Here is a 20,221-nt window from a genome sequence, read left to right as displayed (position 1 = left end):
GACGTTGGTGGACTTGGGCGTGCTAGGGAATGGTCACAAAACCATGAAGTTTCAGGGCATTGGCCAGTTCCACTCGATCGTCAAGTTCGACGTCCATTCCCGCGACGTCTTGGCTGACTTCGTGCCCGCGGCCTGCCACGAGGATCGCGTCGTTGGCTCCCGCCAAACTCACAGCAAACTCCACGGCTTTGGCGCGTGGCGCGATGTTGTGCAGCTGCACCTCGGGGCGTTCGGCCTCGATGGCGCGGGCGGCGCCGGCGGCCACCTGCTCGCGGATCGGGGCCGGGTCTTCCCCGTGCGGGTCGTCGTCGGTGACGATCACGATATCCGCGTGGCGTACCGCCACCGCGCCCATGTCCGGGCGCTTGGTGGTGTCGCGGTCGCCGGTAGCACCGAAGACGATGATGCGCCGTCCCCCGGGGCCCGGGCGCACCGAGTCCAGGGCCTTGGCCAGCGCGTCCGAATTGTGCGCGAAGTCAACCACTGCCACCGGCGACTCGCCGACCACCTGCATGCGTCCGGGCACCGCGACCGACAGCGGGTCGCTGGCGTCCAGCGCCTGCTGCAGCGCGTGAAGCGGCACCCCGCTGGCCAGCACCATCAGCGCCGCCAGCGCCGCGTTGGCCACGTTGAACATGCCAGGCAGCCCGGTGCGGGTGCTCAGGGTGCGTCCGTCGCGGTGGGTGATGTTGAAGCTGTGGCCCAGGCCCGAGTGCTCCAGGTTCTCCACACGCCAGTCGGCGCCCGGGTGACCGGCATCCAGGCTCAGCGATTCCGTGGGGACCAGCGCGCGGTCGGCCAGCTGCTGGCCGTACGCGTCGTCGACCATCACCACGGCGCGTCGGCTTCGCTCGGGGGTGAACAGCTGGGCCTTGGTCTCGAAGTACTCCTGCATGGTCCCGTGCAGGTCCAGGTGGTCCTGGGTGAGGTTGGTGTAGCCGGCGACCGCGAAGGACAGGGCGTCCACCCGACCGTAGCTCAGCGAGTGGCTGGAGACCTCCATGGCCACCGCGTCGACCTGCTGCTCGGCCATGCTGGCCAGCACCCCGTGCAGCTGGGTGGATTCCGGGGTGGTGAGCACGCTGGGAATGATCTGCCCGCGCGCGGACATCTCGATGGTGCCGACCAGACCGGTCTCCGTGCCCAAGGCCTCCAGGATGGAGCGGATCATGAAGGTGGTGGTGGTCTTGCCGTTGGTGCCGGTCACGCCGAACAGCTGCGGGCAGCGGGTGGCGGTGCCGTAGATGCGCTGGGCCGCGGCGGCGGCGACGGCCCGCACGTTCTCCACGGTCGCCACCGGCAGCTGGAAGTCCGCCGGCAGATGGGCCAGGCCCTGGGCGTCGGTGATCAGTGCAAGTGCCCCGTTGGCCACCGCGGTGGCGGCGAACTCCGCCCCATGGCGGCGCGCGCCGGAGATCGCCAGGAAGACATCCCCGGGCTGCACCACCTGCGGGTTCAGGCTGACCCCGCGAACCAAGGGGTTCGCCGCCGGGTTCAGCGAACCGCGCACGGCGCCGAGCGCCGCGCACAGTTCCTCGAAGCTGGTTTCCGCAACTGACTGCGGACGCAAATGACGTTCCAGCGCGCGCGGCGTGCCGGGTTCCTGGACTACCAAGGTTTCTTTTGTTCCTCACCTACAAAGACGTCGTACGCCTCTGAATCGCTTGTGCTCGGTGGCACGTTGTACGTATTCAACGTATGGCTCATCACTTCGGTGAACGTGTCCGCCACCGTGAAGTTGCGCCAATTGCCCTGCGGCCGGTACATCGTGGCTACGACCACGTACTGCGGGTCGTCCAGCGGGGCGACGCCGGCGAAGGAGTACGTGTAACCGTCATAGCCCTTCGCGCTGGCGGCCTGGCCGGTTCCGGACTTACCGCCAACGCGGTAGCCCGGTATCTTCATTTTAGTACCGGTTCCCGACTCAACGACCGATTCCATGAGTTTGAGCATCTCGGATGATGTTGATTCCTTCACAACCCGGGTTTCCTTGCGCTCGGCCGGTTCGGAGATCGAGCCGTCCTCGTTGCGGTACCCGTCGATCAGGCTGGGCTGGATGCGCACGCCCCCGTTGGCCAACGTCTGGAAGATGGATGCGGTGTGCAGGGCGGTCTGCGAGTAGCCCTGCCCGAACATCGTGGTGTACTGCTGGCGGCGGTCCCAGGTTTCCGGGGCGGCCAGCTGTCCGGCGCTAGCGCCGTTCAGTCCGACGTCGATCGGGGTTCCCAGGCCGAAGGCACGCATGTAGTCGTAGCGGGTCTGCTTGCTGACCTGATTGCCCACCATCACCGTGCCGGTGTTGTAGGAGCGGGCGAAGATGCCAGCCGCCGTCATGTCGTAGGTGGCGTGCGGCAGCGAGTCGTTGATGGTCTCCTTGGTGAACGTCTTCTTGTTCGGGACCTTGAACTCGTCCAGGGGCTTGACCTTGCCCTGGTCGATGGCCGCGGCGAAGATCGCCGCCTTGCCCGTGGAGCCCGGCTCGAAGGCGCGGGTGATGGAGACCGAGCGGCGGAATTCAGGTTCGGTGGCGCCCGGGTTGTTGGGGTCCAGCTCTGCCGAGTCGCCGATGGCCAGCAGCTTGCCGGTCTTGACCTCCTGCACGATGACGGTGGCCCACTCGGCGTTGAACTGCTTCTGCTTGGCTTCCGCGGCGCGCTGGGCCACGTACTGGATGTCGTTGTCGATGCTCAGCAGCACGTCCTGGCCGTTGACTGCGGGGGTCTCTTCCAGTTCGGTGGTCGGGATGCGCACGCCGTCGGCGCTGACCTCGAACTTGCGTTTGCCGGCGGTGCCGGCGAGATGGTCTTCCTGGCTCAGTTCAAGGCCTTCGGCGCCGACGACGCCCTTCTGGTCCTCGGAGTTCCGTACGAAGCCCAGCAGCGGGCCGGCGATGACGCCCTGCGGGTACTGGCGTTCGCTGCGCAGCACCGAGTTCAGTCGCGGAATGCCGATTTCCATGACCTCGTTGCGAACCTCGGGGGTGACGCTCTTGGCGATCATGACGTAGCCCTTGGGCTTTGCGCCGTCCTGCGGGCGGATGGCCTTGGTCAGCTCGTCGACATCCTGGTCGAGCACCTCGGCCAGTTCCTTGATTGCTTGTTCCCAGGAAATCCGCTCGCGGGAGTTGGAGCCGTCGCGCGCCTTGCGCCGGATGGTGTCCTTCTGGTCCCGCTGGTCGACAACCAGGTCGTAGCGGTCCACCGACACGGCGAGGACGTTGCCGTTCTTGTCCAGGATGGATCCGCGGGTGGGCGCGATGGTCTCCACGCGGTTGCGCGTATCGGCCGCTTCCTTGGCCGCCGCCGCGGGGTTGATGCCCTGCACCCAGAAGAGTCGACCGGCGATGATGACCAGCAGCAGGATGGACAGCAGCAAGACGAAGCGCATGCGTTTCTTCGCGGTATCAGCGACAGTCGAACTCACGGTGAACCCAACTTTCCTTCATCGTGGATTGGTGACAGCCAACTTGCCGCCCTGTGTTCAAGCTTAGGAAGCGAACCTTAGTCCGTCGGGGATTTCATGGTCGGCGCCGGAATCGTGCCGCCGTTGAGCTCGCCTTCGGTGAATACGGGGCGTCCGTCGTCCCCGACCTTGCGTTCGACCGTCTCCGGCTTGGTCTCTGCTGCCGCGGCCTTCTCAGGCTTTTCGGAAGTCTGCTTGCCAACCGTGGTTTCGGGCGTCGTGGACTTCGCTTTCTCTTCAGCGGCCTTGGCCTTCTTGCTGCCGTTGATGCTTTCGCCCGGTAGCGGCAGAGTGTCGTAATTCGTCGCGTTCTTGTCGCCCTTGACCGCTTCTTCAGCTGGCTGGGTGATCTTTCCCTCAGAGAGGTCAATCAGTCCGGGCGCACCCGGGGCGACGAGTCCGAGGTCGGAAGCCTTGCGAGCCAGTGCCTGCGGTGCCGAGAGCGACTGGGCGTCCTTGAGCAACGCCTGGTTCTCCTGGGAGAGGGCGCGTTCCTGATTGCGCAGGGAAACGATGTCGTACTGGCGCTGGGCCACCGAGGTGTTCATCAGGACCAGGGCCACGATGACCGCGACGAATAACATGACCATGACCACCGAGGTGACGACCATGGATCGCTTGTTCGTCTCGTTGATCCGTGGGACCAACGAAAGAGTCACGCGCTGAGGCGTGTCAGCAAACTTGAGATCGCTAGCGGAAACGGGCTCGGGGCGCACGGCGCGGGCAGCACTGCCGTCAACAACTGGTTGGGCAGTCATGGCTGCGTTCTTTTGCACTCGGCGCTGGGCTCGTTGGCTCATACTAGCTCCTCTTCAGAACTCGTTCCACGGCCCGCAGGCGGGCTGAGGCGGCACGTGAATTTTCTGCAATTTCAGCTTCGCTGGGCTTTTCGGTTCCCTTGGTGAGAACCTTGAACTCAGCTTTGTGTTCCTCCAGCTCAACCGGGAATCCCGGAGGGGCCGAGGAGGTCGATCCCTGGACGAAGTGTCGTTTGGTGATCTTGTCTTCCAGCGAGTGGTAGCTCATGACCACCACTCGGCCTCCGATGTTCAGTGCGCCCATGGCGGCCGGGATGGCTCGCTCCAGGACGTCCAGTTCTTCGTTCACGGCGATGCGCAGTGCCTGGAAGGTTCGCTTGGCCGGATGCCCGTGGTTGCGGGCCGCCGCGGCGGGAACAACGGATCGAATGACGTCCACCAGCTGGGCGGTGGTGGTGATCCGTGCCTTGGCCCGGGCTTCGACAATCGCAGTGGAGATCCTGCCGGCGAATTTCTCTTCGCCCCATTGGCGGATGATCCGCAGCAGTTCCTCGCGTTCAAGGTCGTTGACCAGATCTTCAGCGGTAGGTCGGGCCGAGGTATCCATACGCATGTCCAGCGGAGCATCATAGGAGTAGGCGAACCCCCGTTCACGCTCATCTAGCTGGAGGGAGGAGACGCCGAGGTCGAACAGCACGCCGTCGACGCCGGGGAAACCGAGATCGGCTACAACGTCGGCGATCTCGTCGTAGACCGCGTGGACGAGGTCGATGCGGTCCTCGAAGGGACGCAGACGGGCCCCGGCAAGCTCGTGGGCTTGCTCGTCGCGGTCCAGGCCGATCAGGTGGAGATTCTCGAACCGCTGGAGGATGGCCTCCGAATGGCCGCCCATGCCCAGGGTGCAGTCGACGACGATTGCCCGACGTCCCTCTGCATTGGCTCGTTCAATACCCGGAGCCAGCAGATTGACGCAACGATCCAGAAGTACCGGAACATGTCGTTCTGATGCTGGTCGCTGGGAATCCTGATTCGTCACTGCGCCCCCTTTCGCGTTCAAATCGGTGCTGAGATCAGATCCCCCTCCAACCGTTGACGGCGAGACATTCTGGCTCCGGGGAAGTGAAGCCAGAAGATTTCGCCTTCAAGGTGGCTGGAGATCTCATCCCAGCTGCTTGGTTGACCTGAGTGGCCGCCCCTGATCGGACGACTAATCCTCGTCGGTCTCGGAAAACACTTCTTCCTGTTCCTGCAGGTACTGCTGCCACGCTGCGGAATCCCAGATCTCGATGCGGTTACCCGCACCAATCACCGTTACCTCGCGGTCGAGACCGCCATAGGTGCGAAGCACCTGCGGGATTGTGACTCGCCCCTGCTTGTCGGGAACTTCATCAGACGCACCGGAAAGGAACACGCGGGCATAGTCTCTGGCCTTGCGGGACGTCAGCGAAGCCTGAGCAAGTTGCTCATGTTGCTTCTCGAACTCTCGTTGGCTGAAGACATAGATACAGCGTTCCTGTCCCCGGGTCAAGACCAGCCCATAAGCTAACTCGTCACGGTATTTGGCAGGCAGAATCAGGCGCCCCTTTTCGTCGAGTCGCGGCGTGTAAGTTCCAAGGAACATGCACACCGCCTTTCTCCGCGAAGTGGTCAGAATCCCCGATTCCCTCTACTGCACTCCACTTTACTCCACAACCCTCCACTGTCAACGCACCTACCTGGGTTTGCCGAAGGTTTAGACATAAAAAATAGCTTATTTCCGCGTGTTTAAAGGAGAAAATGCAGTGGAGGCTCCAGGGGCACCTGTGGACCGAAAGGTGCGGAAGAATCCCTATAAGGCGCGAAAATGCCCGTGTTTTCGGGATTTGGGCCCTCAGTGGTGGAAGGTGGAGGGGCTTGGGGAGGGAAGTGGAGTCGGTGGTTCGACAACCGGAAATGGTTCCCTAGGAAATTGCCGAGAATCGCAATCCCGGCCATGTCGGCGGCGAGGCACCGCGCGGGACCTTCCGGCCGCCCAAAGCGCCATCATGCCGCACGGCTTGTGGAATGGCCCAAAAGACAATTTAAAAAACAAAGAGGTGCAACCCTCGGGTTACACCTCTAAATGCGATCAGCTCTAGCCGTCAGACTGGTCCCGCTTGCGCTGGTTCCACTTTTCTTCGAGTCCACTCATGAACTGAGAATTGTTCTTGGCATTGGATCCTGCGCGGGGCTTGGCGCCCTGGCCGATTTTTCCTGCTGCCGACTTCTTCAACGCCAACATGACTCCACCGAACATCACCGCGAATCCGATGACACCAACAACGATGATCTGCTGGGAGATACCGAAAATCAAACCGGCCAGCCCGAGAATGACCAAGAGGATACCCAGCGCGATGTTGCGGGTTGAAAGCCGCCCCGTGCTTGATGGGGCTTTCATGTTGGAGGCAAAGCGACGGTCTTCGTGCAGCTGCTTTTCCAACTGCTCCAACAGACGCTGCTCGTGTTCCGATAGCGGCATCGCCTTCTCCTTCCAATGACTTTCAGACGATCATGCACCGTCTACAGGTTCAACGCCTCATGCTCGGGAAAAGTTCCCAGTCATAATTCGAACCCACTTCTAGGATAGTCTCTTTTGACGTCGCCCTGCTAGTTGATCTTAACCACTGTTAACTTAGGCATTGGTAGGCAAAACATGCTCTTTACTCCTTGGGTCGCAGAAAACGCGCCGGACCGGTGGAGGACGTCGGGAATTTCTGGCTGATCAGGTCGGCGATCCGCTCGGCCTCCCGTGTTTTTTCGTCTTTGGGATCCAGGCTCAGCTGAATCCCCTGTGCCGAGTCTTCAAGCCGTTCGGCTCTGACCCCAAGCAGCCTGATGGGCTGGGCCAGCGGCCACAGGTTGCGGAACAGGCTAATCGCTTCGGAACTGATCATCGAAGATGAATCTGTTGCGGCGGCGAGGGTCTTGGACCTGTTGATCCCACTGAAATCCTGGTACTTCAACTTGATTCCCACGCCGCGAGCCACTTTGTCCTGGGCGCGCAACCGCTGGCCGACCCGGTGCCCGAGCCTCAGCAGTTCGCGCTCCAGTACGTCCTTGTCCCGGATATCCGTGGAAAATGTATATTCGGCGGAAAGGCTCTTCTCCTCCCGCACGGGTTGCACCGGGCGGTTATCTATGCCCTGGGACAGCAAATACAGAGCCCGGCCATGCTCCCCGAATTTCTGCACGAGCCGCGATTCAGGTTCGGTCGCGAGCTGGGCCACGGTGTCGATGCCCAGCGAGTGGAGCTGGTCTGCCGTTCGTTTGCCCACTCCCCACATCTTGGTGACCGGAAGCTGATGCAGGAATTCCAGGGTGCGTTCCGGCGCGACGACCGTCATCCCGTTCGGCTTGGCATACGTCGAAGCCAACTTGGCCACGAACTTGTTGCGGGCGATGCCAACGCTGGAAGGCAGGCCGAATTCGCTCTGGATGTGCTCTCGAATTCGCCGGCCGATGGCAACCGGCCCTCCGAGCATCCTCATGCTCCCGGTAACGTCGAGGAATGCCTCATCGACGCTGACCTGTTCCACCACCGGGGTCACGGTGTGCAGGTAAGCCATGATCCGTTCGGAAATGGCGTTGTACTTGCCGTGGACCGGCTCAACAATGTTTGCTTCGGGCATCAGCGCAATCGCCTGGCTCATCGGCATGGCCGAATGAACTCCCCTGGCCCGGCAGTCGTAGGAGGCCGACAGGACCACACTGCGCCCACCCGGGAATCCGACAATCACTGGCTCGCCGAGAAGTTCGGGATGGTCGATAAGTTCCACCGAGACGAAAAAGGCATCCATGTCCACGTGCAGGATCGCGCGATGCTCTTTGTCATTCATGACAGCTATATTAGTGCGCGCTCCCGACAGTGCGCTGGCGGCCGAACACCCCGGAACTGCATTTGCACTTGCCCATGGCATCCGGGAAATTTCCTCCCGGATTCCCGGTAGAGTTGATCCTAGCCATCTGCCCCTTCACGCGGAGAATTGATTTTGCATGTCGTTGCCTGAAACCGTCTCGGCCTTTGAGCCTGAAGTCCAGGAGCTGAGCCGGAGCTATACGGACGCCGTTGCCGCAAAGCTTGAGGACTTCCTTTCCGACAAGAATGATGAAGTCTCGTCAATTACCACCAGCGCAACTGAAATCGTCAACGCGATTCGGGATCTGACACGGGGCGGCAAGCGGCTCCGTCCGCTATTCGCCTACTGGGGATTCCTGGGCGCAGGCGGCGCCAGGGATTCTGCAGAGGTCATCCAGCTGGGCGCCGCGCTGGAGCTTTTCCAAGCCGCGGCGTTGATCCACGACGACATCATCGACAATTCGGATACCCGCCGCGGGCGTCCGAGTGTGCACAAGCACTTTGAAGCGCAGCACAAGTCGCTGGGCTTGTCCGGCAGCGCCGCGAACTACGGCATGGCCAGCGCCATCCTGACCGGCGATTTGTGCCTTTCATTGAGTGAAGAGCTTTTCGCGGCGATTCCAAGCGTTGACGCCGCTACGCGCACCATCTTCAATCGCATGCGGACCCAGGTCATGGCCGGGCAGTATCTCGACGTACTCGAAGAGTCGGCCGGCCCCGCCTACGATCCGGCCGAAGCCGTGAAGCGCGCCCGGACCATCGTCCGCTACAAGTCGGCCAAGTACTCCGCCGAGAATCCGATTCTGCTCGGCGGTGCGCTCGGCCGCGCGAACGTTGAGCTGCTCGATAGCTACAGCGCGTTCGCACTGCCCTTGGGCGAGGCATTCCAGCTTCGAGACGACGTGCTGGGAGTCTTCGGCGATCCCGAGATCACCGGCAAGCCGGCCGGGGACGACCTGCGTGAAGGCAAGCGGACCGAACTCATCGCCCACGCACTGCTGCTGACGTCCCCTGAGGAACAGGACTTCATCCAGAACAGGCTCGGCGCCCTGGACTTGTCCGACGCTGAAGTGCAGAAGCTCAGTACTATCCTGCAGGGCAGCGGTGCGTTGCAGGAGACCGAACGCAGCATCAGCGAACTAACTGTCCAGTCCTTGCAGGCTCTGGGAGAAATCCAGACCCACGACCTCGCGCTGGCCGGCATGAAGTTCCTCAGCGATGCAGTCACCAAACGCAGTAGCTAGCCCTGCGCAACATCACCGATAGATAACAATAGGTCTCGACTTTCCTTCCAAATAAAGGAATGTCGAGACCTATTCTTTATACAAAGCTTTGTGTATCTACCAAGCCAATGCTTGCGCGCGACGGCGAATCTCGGTCTTGCGGCCCGAGCGCAGCGCGTTCATCGGGGTGCCCGGAAGCGACTCGTCCTCGGTGAAGAGCCACTTGACGCTCTCTTCATCGGAGTAGCCCGAGTCCTTCAACACCGACAAGGTACCCTTGAGGCTCTCGACAACCGTGCCATCCTGAACGAATTCCGCAGGAACCGAACGAACCTTGCGCTCGCCGATGCGTAGAGCCACGATCGCACGCTCATCAAGCATGCGATGCACGCGGCGAATATCAATGTCTAGTTCTTCGGCCAGATCGGGCAGGGTCAGCCACTGGCCAACAAGTTCTTGAATGTCATTCACCCCTTAAGGTTCCCATAAATTGCGATTCACCGCAGAAACTTTGTTCAAACCAGTCACAGCTGTTTCCATGCGTCACACAAGTAGTGTAAATTTTCATGTATCACTTTGATAACAATTGCAACACAAACAACTCCTGAAGCAGCCGGTTCAGGTGCACTTGTGACTGTTCGCGATTATCGCAACCGTACAAATGAGGAATGACTCTATGCCCCACAAAGCGACCCATGTCTCCACGCATGCGCTAGGTGTTGTCGCAGGTGCAGCGATCCCCGCTGCTGTCATCGGCAGCCTCGCCTTGGCCCCGGCTGCGTACGCAGCGCCAGCAGTATCGGTAAACACCCCAGGCTCGGCCGCGAAGTCGGTAACACCCGAAAACATCAAGATCGCTGAAGATCAGATCAAGGCACACCTGATTGCTTCCCGCGTGCCTTCCCTGGGCCTGCCTGCCAAGGCCAGCACCAAGGAAATCAAGATCCCGGCAGGCGCCAGCTTGTCCAGCTTGGCGGTGGAGTACAAGACCACCGTTTCCAAGCTGAAAGACCTGAACGACCTCAAGAGCGACTTCATCGTCGCTGGCAAGACCTTGAAGGTGCCAGGCCACGGTTCCTCGTCGTCGAAGTCCTCGAAGTCTTCGAACACATCCGCAACCAGCAGCTACACCGTAAAGTCCGGCGACACGCTCAGCGCGATCGCGGCCAAGCACAAGATGAGCCTGTCCGACCTGCTGAAGAAAAACGACATCTCCTCCAGCACGAGGATCTTCCCGGGCGACAAGGTCAAGGTCGATGGCGGATCAGCCGAAAGCTCCAGCAAGCGGTCATCGTCGAGCAAGTCCTCGTCGACCAGTTCCGGCTCGGCCAGCTACACTGTGAAGGCCGGAGACACCCTCGGCGGCATTGCCATCAAGCACAACATGAGCCTCTCGGCTCTGCTGAGCAAGAACGGCATCTCGGCCAGCAAGCCGATCTTCCCGGGCGACAAGCTCACCATCAACGGCTCGGCCAACCCCTCCAGCTCCTCGGGCAAGTCCTCGTCTTCCTCGAAGCCTTCCGGCGGAGCGAGCTACACCGTGAAGTCGGGCGACACCCTCAGCGGCATCGCGTCCAAGAACGGCATGAAGCTGGGCACCCTGTTGAGCCTGAACGGCATTTCGGCTTCCAAGCCGATCTTCCCGGGCGACAAGATCAAGGTCTCGGGCAGCGCTTCGTCGTCCTCTTCGTCCTCCTCGTCGTCCAAGCCTTCGGGCGGATCGTCCAAGGCTTCGAGCTACGCGGTGAAGTCCGGCGACACCCTCGGCGGCATTGCGGCCAAGCACGGAATGAAGCTGTCAGACCTGCTGGACAAGAACCCGCAGCTGAGCACCTCGACCCCGCTGCAGATCGGGACCAAGGTCAAGGTCAGCGGCTCCTCGGTGTCCTCGACCTCCACCGGTGGATCCAAGAAGAAGATCGGCAATACCTTCCTCGGCCGCACCTATGCCGACCACGTGGTCAGCAGCGCGAACGAGAACAAGGACTACCTGGACTCGATCTCGGTGCCGAGCCGCAGCGAGATGCAAAGCATTATCGTGTCCACCGCCAACCGCATGGGCGTTGACCCGGCGCTGGCGCTGGCGCACTCCATGCAGGAGTCGGGATTCAACATGCGTGCGGTCTCCCCCGCCAACGCCCTGGGCGCCATGCAGGTGATCCCGAGCACCGGCGAATGGATGTCCTCCCGCCTGGGCAAGAAGCTGAACCTGCTCAACCCGCAGGACAACGTGACCGCAGGTGTTGCAGTCATCCGCTACAACCTCGACAACACCGACAACCTGGACGATGCCATCGCCGCGTACTACCAGGGCCTCGGCGGCGTGAGGAAGTACGGCATGTACGACGACACCAAACGCTACGTGGCCAGCGTAAAGTCGTTGATGAAGCAGTACCGCTAAATACTGCGCAAGGGGCGGCCCGGAGAAGTTTCCACTTCTCCGGGCCGCCCCTTGCTTTGCGTCCGGCGTGCGCGCACCAGCTGGACGTTTCGCGGTCCTGCGGCGCTAGGCCCGCCGATCCAGGGTCAGCGGCATTTCGATGACTACCCGCGTTCCCCCCTCGTCACCGGGCAGCCAGCGGATTTCCCCAGACAGCTCGCTGGTCACCAGGGTGCGCACGATCTGCAGGCCGAGACCTTCACGGCGCTCCCCTTCCGGCAGCCCGTGGCCGTCGTCCTCGATGGTCACCCTGAGCCAGTCCTTGGAGTCGGTGCCGAGATAGCGTTCGGCGATCAGTGCCACCTGTCCGTCGCGGTTGGCCAAGCCGTGCTCCACGGCATTGGTCACCAGTTCATTGATCACCAACGACAGCGGGGTGGCCAAGTCGGCGTCGAGCATGCCGAACTCCCCTTCGCGGCACGTGGAGATCTTCTGCCCCGGCGAAGCGATTTCAACGATCAGGCGGAACTGGCGGTCCATCAGGTCGTCAAACTTCACGGTTTCGTTCAGTCCCTTGGACAGGAACTCGTGGACCGAAGCAATCGTGGATACCCGGCGCATGGCCTGTTCCAGACCCTGTTTGCCCTCGTCCGAGCTCATGCGCCGCGACTGCATGCGCAACAGCGCCGCCACGGTCTGCAGGTTGTTCTTCACCCGGTGGTGGATCTCGCGAATGGTCGCGTCCTTGGTCACCAGCTCCTTTTCACGCCGGCGCAGTTCCGAGACGTCCCGGCACAGGACCAGTGCGCCCCAGCGCTTGGATTCATCGCGCAGCGGGATGGCGCGCAGGGAGAGGGTGACGCCGCGGTACTCGACTTCAGTGCGCCACGGCATCTTGCCCTGGAGGACCAATGGGAGGGTTTCATCGACCACACGGCGGTCGCGAACCAGCGCCATGGTCAGGTCGGCCAGCGGCTGGCCCTGCAGCACGTCGGCGGCGCCGAGGCGGCGGAAAGCCGAGACCGCGTTGGGGCTGGCGAATTCCACCGTCCCTTCCACACTCAAGCGGATGAAGCCGTCGCCCACGCGGGGCGCACCGCGGCGCGAGCCGGTGGGGCTGGCGAAGTCGGGCCACAGCCCCTTGGTGCCCATAGCCAGCAAGTCGTCTGCGCTTTGCCGGTAGACGAGCTCCAAGTTCGAGGGGGTGCGCGACTGGTTGCGGTCGAAGTGCGAGGTGATCACCGCGACGGTCCGGTTCTGGCGAACCAGCGGGACAGCCTGAACGGTGGTCAGTCCAGGAATCAAATCGGCGCCGGGATGCTCGGCCGAACGCTGGATGGTTCGGCTGTCCCAGGCGCGGTCCACCATGATGCGCAGATCCTTGCGGATGCGCTCACCGACGAAGTCGGTGTGGAAGGTCGTGTGCGAGGTGGACGGGCGCACATGCGCCAAGGCGACATAGGATCCATCGCCGGTGGGGAACCAGAGCACCAGGTCTGCGAACGCGAGGTCCGCGACCAGCTGCCAGTCCCCCACCAGCAGGTGGAGCCAGTCCTCATCACCGGGGCCGAGGTCGGCTTTTCGACGTAGATCTTCGGTGATGAGGGCCATTAGGGGTGATTACCTCCGGACGATGGAACGCAGCAGGCGAAGGGCCACGGACAGCGATGCCATGTCATCGCGTTCCAGGCTGTTCACTTCAGCGAACATTGCCTTCGCACGATCCAGATTAGCCGCGTTTGCCTCTTCCCACGCCGCAACACGCTCTGCCACGTCGGTGATCTGGCCCGAGGATTCCAGAACGTCGTTGGTCAGGTCGATGATCGTGCTGTACAGGTCATCTCGCATGGCCGCGCGGGCCAGCGCCTGCCAGCGGTCGGATCGCGGCAGGTTGGTGATGCGGTTCAGCAGCGTGTCGACGTTGAACAGGTTGTAGAGCATGAAGTAGGTCTGCGAGACCTTCTCCACGTCCTCCTGGGTGCGGTGCACCAGATCCGCCACGTCCAGCAGCGCGAAGGATTCGAACTGCGAGGCCCACATGCTGGCGCGGCGTTCGCCGATGCCGTTGGCCAACGCATCCGCATGCCACTGCTGGAAACGTTCCTGGTCGTCGCCGCGCAGCAGCTGCGGCAGCTCTTCGCGCAGCTGGGTCACGATCGACTCGTAGCGCTCCACCGCCTGGCCGACCAGCAGTTCCTGGTCGACGCGGTTGATGAACCAGCGGGTGGCCCGGTCCAGCAGGCGGCGCATGTCGTGGTGCTGGCGTCCCCAATAGTCCACGTCGGTGCCGGCAGGCTGGGAGTTGATCGCGTCGAATTGAGCGTCGAAGCGGTAGACCTCGCGCAGGGCGCAGAAGACCTTGGCGATGTGCACTTCGCTGGCGCTGGTTTCCTCCATCGCGCGGAACACATAGGTGATGCCGCCGATGTTCACCATGTCGTTGGCGATCACCGTGGCGATGATCTCCTTGCGCAGCGGATGGGACTGCAGCTGGTCTCCGAATCGCTCCACCAGGTGCTCCGGGAAGTACCGGCGCATGGTCTGCGCGAAGTACGGGTCATCGGCCAGGTCGGATTCGGACAAGGCGTGGGCCAGCTGGATCTTCGCGTAGGCGGCCAGCACCGACAGCTCCGGTGCGGTCATGACGCCGCCGGCGGCACGGCGCGCTTCCAGCTCCTCGGAGCTGGGCAGGAACTCCAATTCCCGGTTCAGGTCCGCGTGCACCTCGAGCCACTGCATCAGGCGCTCGTAGGCCGGAGCCCAGGTCTGCGCGGCATGCTTTTCGTTCAGCAGCAGCACGTTCTGGTTGAAGTTGGTCTGCAGCACCAGGTCGCCCACGTTGTCGGTCATCGACAGCAGGAATTCCTTGCGCTCGGCTGGATCGATGTTGCCGGCCTTGATCTGGCGGTCAACGAAGATCTTGATGTTCACCTCGCGGTCGGAGGTGTCCACGCCGGCCGAGTTGTCAATGGCATCGGTGTTCAGGATGACCCCGTTCAGCGCCGCCTCGATGCGGCCCAGCTGGGTCATGCCCAAGTTGCCGCCTTCGCCGACGACCTTCACCCGCAGGTCCGCACCGTCCACGCGGATCGAGTCGTTGGCGCGGTCGCCGACCTGGCCGTGGCTCTCCGCGGAGGACTTCACGTAGGTGCCGATGCCGCCGTTGTACAGCAGGTCGACCGGGGCCGAGAGGATGGCCTTGAGCAGCTCGTTCGGCGACATGGCCGTGACCGAGGCGTCCAGACCCAGGACCTCGCGGACCTCCGGGCTGACCGGCACCGACTTCAGGCTGCGCGAGTAGACGCCACCGCCGGCGGAGATCAGCTCGCGGTTGTAGTCCGCCCAGCTGGAACGCGGCAAGTGGTAGAGGCGCTCGCGCTCCTCGAAGGCTGCTTCCGGGTTCGGGGTCGGGTCCAGGAAGATGTCGCGGTGGTCGAATGCGGCGACCAGCTTGATCGTCTTGGTGCGTCGCAGGCCGTTGCCGAACACGTCACCGGACATGTCGCCCACGCCCACCGCGGTGAACTCCTGGGTCTGGGTGTCGATGCCCAGCTCGAAGAAGTGGCGCTTGACCGATTCCCAGGCGCCGCGGGCGGTGATGCCCATGCCCTTGTGGTCGTAGCCCACCGAGCCGCCGGACGCGAAGGCGTCGCCCAGCCAGTGGCCCTTTTCCTCGGAGATCTCGTTCGCGGTATCGGAGAAGCTCGCGGTTCCCTTGTCGGCGGCGACCACCAGGTAGGTATCGTCCCCGTCTCGGCGCACCACGTTCGGCGGGGCCACGACGTGCTCGCCGTTCTCGTCGGACACCAGGTTGTCGGTCAGCTCCAGCAGGGTGCGGATGAAGACGCGGTACGCGCCCTTGCCTTCCTCCATCCAGGCGCCGCGGTCAACGGCCGGGTTGGGCAGCTGCTTGGCGTAGAAGCCGCCCTTCGCGCCGGTCGGCACGATCACGGAGTTCTTCACCATCTGCGCCTTGACCAGCCCCAGCACCTCGGTGCGGAAATCCTCTCGGCGATCCGACCAGCGCAGGCCGCCGCGGGCGACGGCGCCGAAGCGGAAGTGGGTTCCTTCAACACGCGGCGAGTAGACCCACAGCTCGTGCTTCGGACGCGGGAACGGAGCGAAGTCGATTTCCTCCGGAGCCAGCTTGAAGGCCAGCGCCTGCTGGTTCTCGGCGTAGTAATTGGTGCGCTTGGTGGCCTCGATGACCTTGACGAAACGGCGCAGCAGGGTGTCGGCGTCCAGCGTCGGCACGGCCTCCAGGGCTTCGGTGATCTTCTCATGGGCGGAGGCGCGCAGCGCCTGCGACTGCTCGGCGCTCAGCTTCGGGTCGAAGGTGGCGTGGAACAGTTCCACGATGCCGTGGGTGACTGCGGCGTTGCTGACCAAGGCGTTGGCGATGAAGCCGGTCGAGTTCGGCACACCCAGCTGCAGCAGGTAGTGGGCGTAGCCGCGCAGCATCGCGACTTCCTGCCAGTCCAGGCCTTCGCGCAGCACCAGGGCGTTGAGGCTGTCGGATTCGGCGTCGTTGCGGACCACCGCGGCGTAGGCGGCGGCCAGCTTGTCCTGGATGGCGGAGAAGTCGACGGACTCGTCGACCTTCAGGCCCATGTCGTAGATGAAGCGCTGGCCGATGCCCTCCGGGTTCAGCTCGTACGGACGCTCGTCAACGACGTCCAGGCCGAGGTCCTGCAGCACCGGCAGGATGCGCGAAAGCAGCAGCGGGCGGTCGACGTAGATCTTCATGCGCTTGGTGACCAGCGCGTCTTCGTCGTCGGTCTTCGGGTCGTAGAAGGAGACGACCGGGCCGGCGGCGGCCGCAGGCTCCTGCAGCTCGGCGAGCAGCTCGATGTCGTTCAGCGCGTCGTCGATTTCGAACTGGACCTTGTAGGAGGCGGGGAACGCCTCGGCCCAGGTGTTGGACAGCTGGTTGGCCACGCCGGCTTCCAGGCTGTCGCGGGCGGCGTCGACGATGGCGTCGGACCAGGAGCGCACTGCCATGGCGATGCGGTTCTCCAGGGCCTTGCGGTCGACGACCGGGGCCAGGCCGTGGCGCTGCAGGCGCAGGCGGTAGAACAGGCGCACCAGCGCGCCGGAACCCAGCTGGGCCTCGTATTCCACGGAGTCGGCGTTGAAGGAGGTCTGCAGTTCATGCTCCACGCGGTGGCGGACCATGGTGGAGAAGCGGTCGCGCGGAATGTAGACCATGGCGGTGACGAAGCGGCCGTAGTCGTCGGTGCGGATGAATACCGAGGTGCGGCGGCGCTCCTGCAGGCGCAGGATGCCCAGGGCGGTGGAGGTCAGGTCTTCCACGGAGATTTGGAACATCTCATCGCGCGGGTAGGTCTCCAGGATGGTGGTGATGTCCTTGCCCGAATGCGAGTTGCGGGCGAATCCGGTATTCTTCAGCACGGCCTTGACCTTTTCGCGCACGACCGGGACGGACTTCACGCTGGAGGTGTACATGCTGGAGGAGAACAGGCCGATAAAGCGGCGTTCGCCGTTGACCTCGCCGTTGGCGTCGAAGCTCTTGACGCCCACGTAGTCCAGGTAGACGCCGCGGTGCACGGTCGAGCGGGCATTGGCCTTGGTGACGATCAGCGCGCGCTTGTCGCGGGCGGTGATGCGGCCTCGCTTGGTCAGGTGCTGCGGGCCCTGGTTTTCCAGTTCGCGCATCAGGCCCAGGCCGGTGCCGGGGCGGGCCACCAGGACGTCTTCGCCGTTCACGGTGTCCAGGTCGTATTCGCGGTAGCCCAGGAAGGTGAACTTGTCGTCAGCCATCCAGTTCAGCAGCTCCACGGCTTGCTCCAGCTCGGCGATCTGGCCGGCGTTGGTGGTCTGCGGCAGGCTCTCGGCGATGGCCTTGGCCTGGTCCAGCATGGCCGGCCAGTCCTTCACGGCGACGCGCACGTCACCCAGGACGTGGTAGAGGTCGGTGATGATGGCTTCGGCCTGCTCGTCGCTCAGCTCGCGGGCAAGCTCCACCGAGATCCACGATTCGATCTTGGTCAGCGAGTCGGAGGAGACCAATGTGCTCAAATCCGACAGCGCAGCGGTGTCGCCGCTGGCCATGTGCTGGGTGCCGGTGTGGCGTAGGTTCTGGATCTGACCGTTGGTGCGGTCGCGGGAAACCACGAAGGTCGGGTGGACCACAAGCTGGATGGGTGCTTCTCGTTTGACGAGCGCCGCGGTGACCGAGTCCACCAGGAACGGCATGTCGTCGGTGACGATGTTGACCACCGAGATGCCCGCATTGCGGGTGATGGCGACGTTGGCGTGATCAGCTTCGCGCTGATAGCCGATTTCCAGATGGGCGGCAACACGCGATTCGAGTTCGTTGGGCCTGTAGGCCGCAACATCCTCTTTCGCGATCTGGCCGTAGTACTCGCTCACCAGGGTTGGGGTGAGAGTCTCCTCCATGAATGATTCAGTCATGCTGGAATCCGACGAGTTCAAGTGAACGCCTCCAAGAACGGTTCGATTGGTCCGCGCCTTTGCGGACCCGTAGTTTTACCCACATTACATGTTTCCAGCGCTTCGGGCTCACAGGTTCTTTGCCAATCGACGAGTCTTCCCCTTAGCCGGGGAATCCGAAGATTTAATGCCAGCCAACGACCGGATTTCTGAACGTAATGAACTTTTGGGAGCTATTTCCACTAATGGGCTTCCAGCCAAGATTGCAGCATGGCAATTTGGGTTGTCATTGGGCAGAAATCCAACGACGGGGTGCGTTGGTCCAAAACGCTCCCAGGCCTCCAGAATACGGCGCTTGGGTCCGTGTCCGGAATTACCCGAGGATACTTTGTTGAAGATGATTTTCACCTCGATTCCCGGGACTTTTTCCTCGAGTTCGTCAATGGCCCGCAATGCCCGGGGAATGCCCAGGCTGTCGGCGGCGACCACCATAAAAACTTCATCGGCGCACTGCAGCATTTCCACGGTGACCGCGTTGCGCTGGGGCGCCTGGGTGTCGAAGCTGAGTTGCTCGTCCAGCTCGATGTAGGGCGCCACGTCGAGCACCACCAGATCATGGTGGGCGCGAAGGGTCAGCGCGGCCCTGCGCAGGGCCGCGGCACGGACCTCGGGCCAGCGGCTGGCCCGAGGGATGCCGGTGGCGACCATCAGCGTGGATTCTGCGACCTCGACGGCCAGGCAGGCGGAGCGGAGGCGGGCCGGGTCGCGGGAGCCTGAGTCGACCACACGGCACATCTGGGCGATCGAGGCCGATTCGTCCATCAGGCCGAGCTGGATTGCCAGGGAGGCGGCATAGGTGTCGGCGTCCAGGAGCACCACAGAGAGCCCGGCCACCGCGGCTTCGACCGCGTAGTTCAGCGCGACGGTGCTGCGCCCCGGGGAGCCCGGGGAGCCCCAGAAGCAGACGATGCTGCCCTCGCGTCCCGCCCCGCTGCCCTGAGCTGTCGTGGATCCGGGTTCCCGCTCCGTTGCCTCCTGGCTAAGGCCGACCAGTGCCTGGGTGATGAGCGCTTCAAGCTCGACCATGCCGACGGTGTCCTGGATTTCCACAAGTCCCGGGACGGCGGCGGTGCGCTCGGGTTTCGGATCCAGCAGCGCAACCATGGTGCGCTGTACGGTCAGCTGGTCGACTTGCTCCATCGGCGGCATGAGAGCCCGCTCGGAAACCAGCAAGACATCGACCGCACCGGCGGTGCAGGCAGCGATGGCCTCCGCCGCGTCGTCGCAGACCCTGACCACGATCAGCTCTCCGCGATACCCCTCGATCTGGCGCACCAGATGCTCGTCGCGCCCGAGCACCACTACCGAAATGCTCATTGCTGCCCGCCTGCAGGGTTGTAGATCACGGTGATCCGCGCATCGTTGGCCAGAGCCTGCAGGAAAGCCTCCAGCTTGTCGGATTCAACCAGCAGCTCCAGGTTCGTTCCGTTGTTACCGACCAGCCCGCCGGCGTGGGCGACGCGGGCCGAGACCTCGACCATTACCGCCAGCTGTTCGGGCACGCCGTAGCTGGTGCCGCCTGCTTCGCGCCGGGCGACCCAGACATCCACGAAGCTTCCAGGCGTAATCGCATCGCTCAGGTCTGCCGGCAGCTCCAGGTTCACTGGGCGGCGCGAACCGAGCTCGCTGCTGGTGATCGATGACAGCGGGATGAGCTCGCCGGCGCCGATGAAGGTGTTGGCCCGCGCATTGCCCAGATCCAGGGTGTCTTCTTCCAGGTACTTGGCCAGCGAATCGCCGAGCTGGACTTCCTGCGGCTTGAGGTTGCGGCTGGTGAGCTGCTCGCCCAGGGTGATATTCGCACCGGCCACGTACACGGTGGTCGTTTCGTTCATGCCGCGCACCAGGTAGACCGTGCCGATGACCGATGCGGTCACCAGCACCGCGCCGAGAGCCAACCGGGGATCCTTCCAGCTGGGCCGCTTGATCCTCGCCGCGGCGGCAGGATGGGACTCGTTCGCACGTCGTTCTGCTGGCACGGCACGCACCTCCAACACATGGATATATGTGAGCCGAGCCTACGACAAGTTGGTGGAGCGCGAAAGGCCGA

At 63.1% G+C, this 20,221-nt stretch carries 14 protein-coding genes; 2 read left to right on the top strand and 12 right to left on the bottom strand.

Translation table 11 applies throughout. The annotated features are described in order from the left end of the window. Positions 1-22: 22 nt before the first annotated feature. The 7 genes from DFO58_RS02745 to dinB all read right to left on the bottom strand — a co-directional run bounded on the left by DFO58_RS02745 (position 23) and on the right by dinB (position 8,074). Positions 23-1,615 (bottom strand): UDP-N-acetylmuramoyl-L-alanyl-D-glutamate--2,6-diaminopimelate ligase, encoded by a 1,593-nt coding sequence (locus DFO58_RS02745; RefSeq protein WP_120989231.1) that lies wholly within the window; start codon positions 1,613-1,615, stop codon positions 23-25. Next, the gene (locus DFO58_RS02740) at positions 1,609-3,423 is read right to left on the bottom strand and encodes a penicillin-binding protein 2 (RefSeq protein WP_047119493.1); all 1,815 of its coding nucleotides are present in this window, start codon (positions 3,421-3,423) and stop codon (positions 1,609-1,611) included. The genes DFO58_RS02745 and DFO58_RS02740 overlap by 7 nt, the downstream gene beginning before the upstream one ends. A 77-nt stretch (positions 3,424-3,500) precedes the next feature. Next, the gene (locus DFO58_RS02735; RefSeq protein ID WP_147407176.1) at positions 3,501-4,121 is read right to left on the bottom strand and encodes a hypothetical protein; all 621 of its coding nucleotides are present in this window, start codon (positions 4,119-4,121) and stop codon (positions 3,501-3,503) included. Positions 4,122-4,263: 142 nt separating this feature from the next. Next, on the bottom strand, positions 4,264-5,256 hold the full coding sequence (rsmH, locus tag DFO58_RS02730) for a 16S rRNA (cytosine(1402)-N(4))-methyltransferase RsmH (protein WP_053798401.1): 993 nt from the start codon (positions 5,254-5,256) through the stop codon (positions 4,264-4,266). A gap of 171 nt (positions 5,257-5,427) precedes the next feature. Continuing rightward, positions 5,428-5,841, bottom strand: coding sequence for a division/cell wall cluster transcriptional repressor MraZ (mraZ, locus tag DFO58_RS02725; protein ID WP_047119495.1), 414 nt, complete (start codon positions 5,839-5,841; stop codon positions 5,428-5,430). Between the two features lie 492 nt (positions 5,842-6,333). After that, positions 6,334-6,717 (bottom strand): DUF3040 domain-containing protein, encoded by a 384-nt coding sequence (locus tag DFO58_RS02720; protein WP_047119496.1) that lies wholly within the window; start codon positions 6,715-6,717, stop codon positions 6,334-6,336. A gap of 181 nt (positions 6,718-6,898) precedes the next feature. Continuing rightward, the gene (gene dinB / locus DFO58_RS02715; protein WP_120989230.1) at positions 6,899-8,074 is read right to left on the bottom strand and encodes a DNA polymerase IV; all 1,176 of its coding nucleotides are present in this window, start codon (positions 8,072-8,074) and stop codon (positions 6,899-6,901) included. 157 nt (positions 8,075-8,231) lie between these two features. On the opposite strand from dinB, the gene DFO58_RS02710 reads away from it, so the two are divergent. Beyond that, positions 8,232-9,338 carry a polyprenyl synthetase family protein gene (locus tag DFO58_RS02710; protein WP_082344792.1) on the top strand — a complete coding sequence of 369 codons (1,107 nt, stop codon included), beginning with the start codon at positions 8,232-8,234 and terminating at the stop codon, positions 9,336-9,338. A gap of 96 nt (positions 9,339-9,434) precedes the next feature. Here the strand turns inward: DFO58_RS02710 and DFO58_RS02705 are convergent, their stop codons facing one another. Continuing rightward, the gene (locus tag DFO58_RS02705) at positions 9,435-9,788 is read right to left on the bottom strand and encodes an Rv2175c family DNA-binding protein (RefSeq protein ID WP_053798404.1); all 354 of its coding nucleotides are present in this window, start codon (positions 9,786-9,788) and stop codon (positions 9,435-9,437) included. A gap of 205 nt (positions 9,789-9,993) precedes the next feature. Between DFO58_RS02705 and DFO58_RS02700 the strand changes: the two genes are divergently transcribed. Then, positions 9,994-11,718 (top strand): lytic transglycosylase domain-containing protein, encoded by a 1,725-nt coding sequence (locus tag DFO58_RS02700; RefSeq protein WP_053798405.1) that lies wholly within the window; start codon positions 9,994-9,996, stop codon positions 11,716-11,718. A 105-nt stretch (positions 11,719-11,823) separates the two neighbouring features. Here the strand turns inward: DFO58_RS02700 and DFO58_RS02695 are convergent, their stop codons facing one another. The 4 genes from DFO58_RS02695 to DFO58_RS02680 all read right to left on the bottom strand — a co-directional run bounded on the left by DFO58_RS02695 (position 11,824) and on the right by DFO58_RS02680 (position 20,150). Further along, entirely contained in the window at positions 11,824-13,308 is a 1,485-nt protein-coding gene (locus DFO58_RS02695) for a PAS domain-containing sensor histidine kinase (protein WP_053798406.1), read from the bottom strand. 9 nt (positions 13,309-13,317) lie between these two features. Further along, on the bottom strand, positions 13,318-18,132 hold the full coding sequence (locus DFO58_RS02690) for an NAD-glutamate dehydrogenase (protein WP_286163453.1): 4,815 nt from the start codon (positions 18,130-18,132) through the stop codon (positions 13,318-13,320). Between the two features lie 108 nt (positions 18,133-18,240). After that, positions 18,241-19,488 (bottom strand): chromosome partitioning protein, encoded by a 1,248-nt coding sequence (locus tag DFO58_RS02685; RefSeq protein ID WP_120989229.1) that lies wholly within the window; start codon positions 19,486-19,488, stop codon positions 18,241-18,243. Continuing rightward, positions 19,485-20,150: a hypothetical protein gene (locus DFO58_RS02680; RefSeq protein WP_146955835.1), complete on the bottom strand. Its 666-nt coding sequence runs from the start codon at positions 20,148-20,150 to the stop codon at positions 19,485-19,487. The genes DFO58_RS02685 and DFO58_RS02680 overlap by 4 nt, the downstream gene beginning before the upstream one ends. Positions 20,151-20,221 lie beyond the last annotated feature (71 nt).

Origin of the sequence: Arthrobacter sp. AG1021, from assembly GCF_003633665.1 — a bacterium.
Taxonomy (GTDB): Bacteria; Actinomycetota; Actinomycetes; order Actinomycetales; family Micrococcaceae; genus Glutamicibacter; species Glutamicibacter soli.
This window is presented reverse-complemented; position numbering and strand designations above follow the sequence as displayed.